At 40.6% G+C, this 3,902-nt stretch carries 5 protein-coding genes; 1 reads left to right on the plus strand and 4 read right to left on the minus strand.

The genetic code is table 11. From position 1 onward, the window contains the following. From ACQR30_RS14040 to ACQR30_RS14055, 4 genes are all read right to left on the minus strand, one after another. A partial coding sequence (locus tag ACQR30_RS14040) for a M20/M25/M40 family metallo-hydrolase (RefSeq protein WP_429736190.1) occupies window positions 1–665 on the minus strand: 665 nt, incomplete at its 3' end. After that, the gene (locus tag ACQR30_RS14045) at window positions 640–1,044 is read right to left on the minus strand and encodes a hypothetical protein (RefSeq protein WP_429736192.1); all 405 of its coding nucleotides are present in this window, start codon (window positions 1,042–1,044) and stop codon (window positions 640–642) included. The genes ACQR30_RS14040 and ACQR30_RS14045, both read right to left, overlap by 26 nt. Window positions 1,045–1,212: 168 nt before the next feature. Further along, window positions 1,213–1,602 carry an OsmC family protein gene (locus ACQR30_RS14050; protein ID WP_429736194.1) on the minus strand — a complete coding sequence of 130 codons (390 nt, stop codon included), beginning with the start codon at window positions 1,600–1,602 and terminating at the stop codon, window positions 1,213–1,215. 215 nt (window positions 1,603–1,817) lie between these two features. Beyond that, window positions 1,818–2,468 (minus strand): hypothetical protein, encoded by a 651-nt coding sequence (locus ACQR30_RS14055; protein WP_429736196.1) that lies wholly within the window; start codon window positions 2,466–2,468, stop codon window positions 1,818–1,820. A 275-nt stretch (window positions 2,469–2,743) separates the two neighbouring features. Here ACQR30_RS14055 and mnmA point away from each other — a divergent pair, with 275 nt between their 5' ends. Beyond that, a complete protein-coding gene (gene mnmA / locus ACQR30_RS14060; protein WP_429736198.1) occupies window positions 2,744–3,844 on the plus strand; it encodes a tRNA 2-thiouridine(34) synthase MnmA in 1,101 nt (366 codons plus the stop codon). Window positions 3,845–3,902 lie beyond the last annotated feature (58 nt).

Raw genomic sequence — 3,902 nt, forward strand, 5'->3', positions numbered from 1 at the left:
CTGGCAGAAGCGGGTGCCGTTTCAAAAGATTTATCACCGAATTGTATATCGAAGGCCTCCGCTACCCTGGCGGTGGCTGCCGAATCATTTTCCGTAACCGGGTAGCTATCTAGCGTAGTGAATTCGGGATCTCTTGGTGCATTAGACGCAGCACATTCCGCACAACAGATACGCTTCACTGCCGAAAGTATATGGTCACGCACACCCTCATCAAAAGTGCGAATATTCAATTTAAGCGTCGCATCATCGGGAATAATATTTTCTTTGGTGCCGGCCTGTAAGGCTCCAATGGTTAATACCGCGTTTTCTATAGGTGCTATCTCACGGGAAACAATAGTTTGCAAACGCATAGTAGTGGAGGCTGCCATTATCACAGGGTCTATGGATGTTTGTGGCGATGAACCATGTGCACCACGACCAAAAATTCTCACTTTTAAACTATTGCCTGCAGATAAAATGGCGCCACTGCGATGCCCCACGGTACCGGCTTCGCCCACCATTACATGCTGGCCAAGAATAATGTCCGGCTTAGGAAAACGGGTCATCATGCCATCATCGATCATCCCTTGCGCGCCGCGACCGACTTCTTCTCTAGGTTGAAAAACAACCATTAACCTTCCCTTCCACTCATCTTTATGTTCAAAAAACAATCTGGCAACTCCCATCAGCCATACAATCGTGACCACATACATGCGATACCCCTACTTCTACCCCTTCTTCGTCTCTTGCTTTTACCGTACTTGCATAAGACAAACCAGTTGCTTCCGCTACCGGAAGTGCATCCATATCTGCACGAAGCATTACTACCGGCCCTTCTCCATTATTTAAAATACCCACTACACCTGTTACACCAATACCTGTTGATACTTCATATCGATATTTAGTCAAATAATCCGCAGCGATTTTGGCCGTTCGAAACTCCTGCATGGACAATTCCGGATGCTGGTGTATATCTTTATAAATCTCTTCCAGTTCAGGAAGTAGCTTATCAATAAAACCTTCCAGATTATCGTTGAAGATTTTAATTTGCGCTGTCTGCATCATATGGGAATTAATTGATTACTAAAATTATTGCTTTGCTGCCTTTTTTCTCATTAATTTCAAATTTACCTTTTTAAGTAGCAAATATTCGCCATTTCGACGCTACGTTTGAGCGTACCTGTTTCCTTCCAAAGGTCTCAATCTCGGCTGCATTTTCTCATCAGGCTTTTTTCAAATCAATGCTGTTTCGACACTAATAGCATTTGTAAGGATCTTATGGATAGGACATGCATTGGCCACATTCAACAGTGTATTACGCTGGCCCTCATCCAGATTTCCTTCCAATTGCAGCTCCCTTTTAAAGATCGTTTTGCTTTGCTCTTCAATCAGTTCAATTTGAACATTTATATTTTTCAAATCCCATTCTTTACGACTGCAAAACATGCGCACTGTGGCGCTGGTGCAGGCTGCTAAAGCGGAAGCCAATAGTTCTTTTGGAGAGAAGCCTTTGTCCTTTCCTCCTTTTGCTTCTGGCTCGTCGGCTGTTATTCTATTTCCCGTAGAAGATTCTATTTCAACCAAATAATTTTCGTTGCCATTATCGGCGGTGATTTTTACCATGATATTTTTTTTATTTATTGCTGGAAAATTGTTCAATTTTTAAATCCATTTTTAAAATCACTATAAAGTCCTCTGTGGCTTTTATAAAACCTGTCGTAAAACCGATTCAACACCCAAACATGCAGCGGATCTAAGTTACAAAAAAAGGGGAAGTAATAAAAAAGGGTCACCTCGACTAGAGACAACCCTTTTAAATTTTCTTTTTAATTTGCGCATTACAGCTGAGACGGATCATTTACGATACTCTTCACTTTAGCGGAAGGCAAAAATACTTGTATTCCCAAGCTCAGACCTATTGCATGCCTGTAAGTAGTATTACCCCCACCTACAAGCCCGTTATATTTCAACAAGCCTTCTAAAGCTACATTAGGGGTAATAAAATAGGAATAACCAGGTCCAAATCCAAAAGCAAAACCATTGGTTGTGTTGCCGCCGGTAGTATTAAAACCAGCAAATCCCGCATTAACTTCCCCAAAGAAGCGACCATGTTTTAGCAAATTATTGACACCTTGTTCTCCGGGGTTCAAATAATAGCGGCCTAATGCCTGAATGCCGTAAGACGTTGTTTTCGCAGCTCCATTATAATTGGGAGCTTTGGAGAAGCCCAGGTTAACCACGCCTCCAATCATTACATTATCTTTGACAAAATATCCAATCTTAGGATTGATACCTATATTAAAGCCATCTCCTTTATTTAAGCCGAAGTTCATCCCAAACAAACCACTATTGGTCGCGCTGCCAGAAGGAGAAGCCAGAGAACTCCCTAAATCTGAACCAACCATTAAATTGCCTTTTTCTATCTGGGCGTTCGCAACGCCAATTGTTACAAATGCAGCTACGCCAAGTAAGCATAAGATTTTTTTCATCGCATTTAATTTTAATAATATGAAAAGTCGTTTTATTTCTGCTTACTTCGAATAAAAAACGTGCCAAATCTGGCTCAAAAAAAAATTTTCTCCACCACAACTATTTATTTATAAGCGAATTAACTTAAAACAAACCTCACGGATCTAATATGCTAACCTACGATCCCAAATTATTTTTTCTCTCCGCAAAACATTCATCAAATTCTTTACATGTTCATGACAATGCGTTTGCGTCAGTTCTCTAGTCGAATTTAGTATCTTTGCAAAAATTTTTTATGAGCAGTAAAGGGAAAGTATTAGTGGCAATGAGCGGTGGTATTGATAGTACTGTAGTAGCATTAATGTTGCACAAACAAGGATATGAGGTAATTGGTATCACCATGAAAACCTGGGATTACTCCAGCAGCGGAAGTAGTTCTAAAGAAACAGGTTGCTGCAATATTGACAGCTTCAACGATGCACGTCAGGCAGCGGTACAGCATGGATTTCCACATTTCATTTTAGACATAAGAGACGAATTTGGCGATTTTGTGATTGATAATTTTGTTGAAGAATATTTGGCCGGCCGTACCCCCAATCCTTGTGTAATGTGCAATACCCACATCAAGTGGCGTGCGTTGCTCAAACGTGCCGATGCTTTAGGCTGCAAGTTTATTGCTACTGGTCATTATGCCAATATACATCTAGGAGAAAACGGTCGTTATTATTTGAGTAAAGGATTGGATGAAACCAAAGACCAGAGTTATGTACTTTGGGGGTTACAGCAAGACTTACTGAGCAGGACATTGTTGCCGCTCGGAAATTACCGAAAATCTGAAATACGTCAGATGGCAGTCGATTACGGCTACCCCGAATTAGCCAAAAAAAGTGAGAGTTACGAAATATGTTTTGTACCCGATAACGACTACAGAGGTTTCCTAAAACGTCGTGTGGATGGGCTTGAAGAAAAAGTTGCCGGAGGCTGGTTTGTAGATAAAACCGGAAAAAAATTAGGTCAGCATAATGGTTATCCTTTTTACACGATTGGTCAACGAAAAGGACTAATTGCTATGGGGCATCCGGTGTATGTTACTTCTATCGATCCACAAACGAATACCGTGGTTTTGGGTGAGGAAGAAGATTTAGCTAAAGCAGAATTAACAGTTGGGAAGATCAACTGGCAGAAATATGAAACAGTAAAAGACGGAATAGAAGTCATCACCAAGATCAGATACAAAGACAAAGGCACCTTGGGCAAGCTGCACAACGAAGACGGAAAGATAAAAGTAACCCTATACAATAATGCTTCTGGCATTGCTCCGGGACAAAGCGCGGTATTTTATGAAGGTGATGAAGTAATTGGCGGTGGTATCATTCAAAGAGAAATGGCATTTTAATAAAGTCGAGACTGTAATTTAAACTGTGTCATATCATAATATTTTGTAATTTTAAATT

The sequence above is a fragment of the Arachidicoccus sp. genome, from assembly GCF_050436765.1.
In the GTDB taxonomy this organism is placed as follows: domain Bacteria; phylum Bacteroidota; class Bacteroidia; order Chitinophagales; family Chitinophagaceae; genus Arachidicoccus.